Below are 3386 nucleotides of genomic sequence, written 5' to 3' on the forward strand. Positions count from 1 at the left end.
CTCGCCAAAAGCCGCCTCGCCCTCGTCCCCGACACCAGGACGGAGGTCGAAGAAACAGCACTCGCCCTCAGCGCCTAACCCATCAAACCGAAGGAACTACCGCTACACCACCACCGGGGACTTGACCGTTCAGGCTAACGCCCGCTCTGTGGGGTCGATGCAAAGCTAGGCCTGATGGTCGATTCGCTGACACTGGATACTTGCATCATGACGATGCTAAAGCTGAGCCAGGGTGACGCCGCGGACAAGATCGCCTGGCTAGCAGACGCGGCCGCAAGTACAAGTCACGGCGCGGTGGTGGGATATGACATCTCCGGCTGGGATGACTCCGTCTGGGTCCTTCACTCAATGTACAAGGACGTCGAAAGCTCAGCCGACGCACCGAATAAAAGGCCTCGAACTCTGCTGGGCGAAGCGACGGGCTCTCCCGTCGATCTCTCTACCGGAATACCTCTGGAGTACAGCCCGACGCCGGTCGAGAAATGGACTCGTCTTCCCTGGTCTGAGCTAGCTTGCCGGCTCAATTTCGAGCTCGGAGCAGGGATGTCTAACCCACCCAGCGACAGCTGGCTGCCGCCCGCCTTGCCCGCAAACATCCTCGCGCCCAACGAGGGCCAGCTGAACGAGAAGGACCTGCAGTCAGTTGTCGACGCCGTGAAGACAATCCTCCCCGAGACAACCGAGGAATGCATCGCATTCTTCGCCGCACTACCAGCTCAGGAGTTCGACTCGGCGACGGTCTATTCCGGATCTCTAAACGACCTGCAGCAGCTTGTGAGGACCGAGACCGGGCACGCTACCCCGAGCAACATATGGCCGATCGACAGGACGTGGTTCATCTACACGGACTGGGATCTCCTCGCGACGAAAATCAGTGGACCCGTCGAACTCATCAACGCGATCGAGGCGAGCCCCGAGCTCGAGACAATCCGCTGGCCGGTCAAGCCAAATCACATGGAATGAGCACGAGGCGAGAGCGGTCACGGCGTCCCGTAGACCGTCTGACAAAGAGCACGACTGACGAGGGAGAGTTCCTTTCTGGCTACCCCGGGACTGACAGCTAGATTTGCGTCATGGACTCCTACAAGCAGCACCCGAGCCTGGTCGCAACTTGGAACGGGGAAGACCTCGATCCTCTGCCCGAGTCAGCCGAGTCCACGCTGACCGTGTGGCTACCGCTCCCGCCCGATGATGGGCCGCAGACATGGGAGGGAATGAATGCCGTCCCCGTAGAAGACGGGATAGTCGAGCTCCGGGCAGTGCCGGCGTATACATATGGCGTTAATTTCGGCGATCATCTCTCCACCCTCGAATCTGCGGAAGGCCCCCTCGTCTGCACCGGCATCGTTCGGAAGTCAGGTCAAGCGACATTCCGAATTTGCCTGCCTGAGGCAAGGACAGAACCATGGAGAACGGTCGCCGTGAGATACGCGCAGACCGGTTGCCTTGTGGATGTCATCTCTGAGCGACTGATAGCCCTGTCTTGTTCCGACACGGCCGCACCGGCGATCAGCCAGAGCCTCGCGTCCGACGAGAAGGCCGGCGCATTCGTCTACGAGAATGGCTAGCCAAAGGACGACTCCCCCACCCTCCCGTTCATCGTCGGTCTGGTGCGAACGGAGTTGTGATCGGTACGTTGAATTTCTCGTGACACTATTGCCTACGAGACCCGGGGAGATTCGATGTCCATAAACCAGAAGGCCGGCGTGGGCTTCCTGATCACGTTCGCTATCGCATGTGCTTTGTGTCTGATATTTCTCCCTGAATTCGCCTTCGGCGAGCCAGGCCGAGGCATCTTCAAAGCGCTTCCGGGTGGTTCGCTTTTCGTCCTCGGAATCATCTTCAGCCTGTCGGCAGTTGTCGTAATGATCGTCAACAACCTTCGCCGTAAAAAAGGCAAACCGCCCGTCTGACACCGCACAAGCACAGCCCAGCACTCCTCGCGTCGAATCCCGTTCAAATCCCCCGCCATCTGAGCCGGCAAACTTGTTCCGCTGGACGCCCGCGTCAGAGAAAGTCAGTCGTGGCTACATCAGATGAACAAGTTTTCCCACTGCCACCAGTTGAGGTCCTTGAAACACGCGGAGCGGCTGACCGATACCAAGAAACGGCTCTGCCAGATCCAGGACTAAGAAAGTTACTCGCACCTGACTCCAGCCGTCGACTGGTCGCAGCAGTGCCGTGAGAAACACACCCTCGGCCGTGGCCACACCGGCCTGCAAATCTGGTTCCCCAGGACCTAGCCAAACGGGGGTACGGAAGCCATCACCAGCGGGCAGACCACTCTTGCGTCCGCCCTCCGCTGGCGTGAGCCATCGGAGTTGAGCCCGCGCATCCTCGCGCGGCCCGTCCTGATTCTCATCCACATGACAACAGTATCTAGACGACCACATAGCGGTTGGCAGGCAGCGGCCGCAGTTCGAATCTGCGCGGGGCCACCACCGGCTGTTGAAGCCGGGCTACGCTGCCTCAGTGAGCGAGATATGGCCGCGCAGAGGCGATAAGAACGATGTTGAACCTAAACGTCTTCCCCATGTGGTCGTGCCGGTGCCCATCGGCGAGGTGCGCGACTTCGTTCGGCACGCAGTGAAGGGCACCAGCCTCGTGGATCCCGTTGCGCAGGTGTTCTCGGGCTTCGTGTTGTTCGAGCAGCGCCTCCGGTACACCGCCGTGGATGCCACGCACACCCGGATCGAGATAGACGTGTCTGAGAAGGTTCCCGGCGCGGATGTCCTTCTGTACACCCGCCGGGTCGGTGTCATCGACCGGTTCTTCGTCGCCGTTCAAGACGAACTCGACAGTCGTGAACGTCGGTATCACCGGCCGGAGGCAAAGGCTGCGGTCACAGAACAAGTCGAGTTCGATACCTCGGTCGACGGGACGTAGCCCGTTCTGGCACTCGCCTCCGACTGCCGCACCGACGCCGGCGTTGGTCACAATATAGGCCGTGCCGCTGCGCGCGAGATCGCCTTGACGGCCCGCATCCACTTCTCGGGAGCGCACTAGACCAGTTCGCAACGTCGTAGCGCCGCAGACATTCACTCGACTGCGGAGACGCGTTCTGTTAGACGCCCGCGCAGACGAAGTCCTACAAAGAGGGCGACTAGTCTGCGATGGATCGGGAAGGAAGCGCAGAAGCTGAGCTCAAAGCTCAAGCCCTGCGCCAGGTCGTCATTTAGCTAAGGTCGGAAGATGGACTCGACATATGACGCCGCCCAGAACCTTGCATATCTGTCACTCACCAACGATTCTGAGACTATGACGGCGCTCAGCGAATTTCCCCAGTCCTGCTCGTTGAAACTCCCCAGGTCGCGGGGTTAGGTTAGCGCAGGTTTGTGCCGGTGGTGATGCGGCGTAGTTCGTCGGATGCTGCGGTGTGGTTGCGG

Annotated in this window: 4 protein-coding genes; all 4 read left to right on the forward strand. The window is 60.1% G+C overall.

Annotated elements, in window-relative coordinates:
• Positions 1-207: 207 nt before the first annotated feature.
• The 4 genes from B7R21_RS19600 to B7R21_RS19615 all read left to right on the forward strand — a co-directional run bounded on the left by B7R21_RS19600 (position 208) and on the right by B7R21_RS19615 (position 2886).
• Entirely contained in the window at positions 208-963 is a 756-nt protein-coding gene (locus B7R21_RS19600; RefSeq protein ID WP_116284933.1) for a hypothetical protein, read from the forward strand.
• 110 nt (positions 964-1073) lie between these two features.
• The gene (locus tag B7R21_RS19605; RefSeq protein WP_116284934.1) at positions 1074-1568 is read left to right on the forward strand and encodes a DUF4265 domain-containing protein; all 495 of its coding nucleotides are present in this window, start codon (positions 1074-1076) and stop codon (positions 1566-1568) included.
• 114 nt (positions 1569-1682) lie between these two features.
• Complete coding sequence (locus tag B7R21_RS19610; RefSeq protein ID WP_147306002.1) at positions 1683-1913, forward strand: hypothetical protein; 231 nt, start codon at positions 1683-1685, stop codon at positions 1911-1913.
• 535 nt (positions 1914-2448) lie between these two features.
• Positions 2449-2886 carry a hypothetical protein gene (locus B7R21_RS19615; protein WP_253259921.1) on the forward strand — a complete coding sequence of 146 codons (438 nt, stop codon included), beginning with the start codon at positions 2449-2451 and terminating at the stop codon, positions 2884-2886.
• The last annotated feature ends 500 nt before the right edge of the window (positions 2887-3386 follow it).

This window comes from Subtercola boreus (assembly GCF_003399625.1).
Classification (GTDB): domain Bacteria; phylum Actinomycetota; class Actinomycetes; order Actinomycetales; family Microbacteriaceae; genus Subtercola; species Subtercola boreus_C.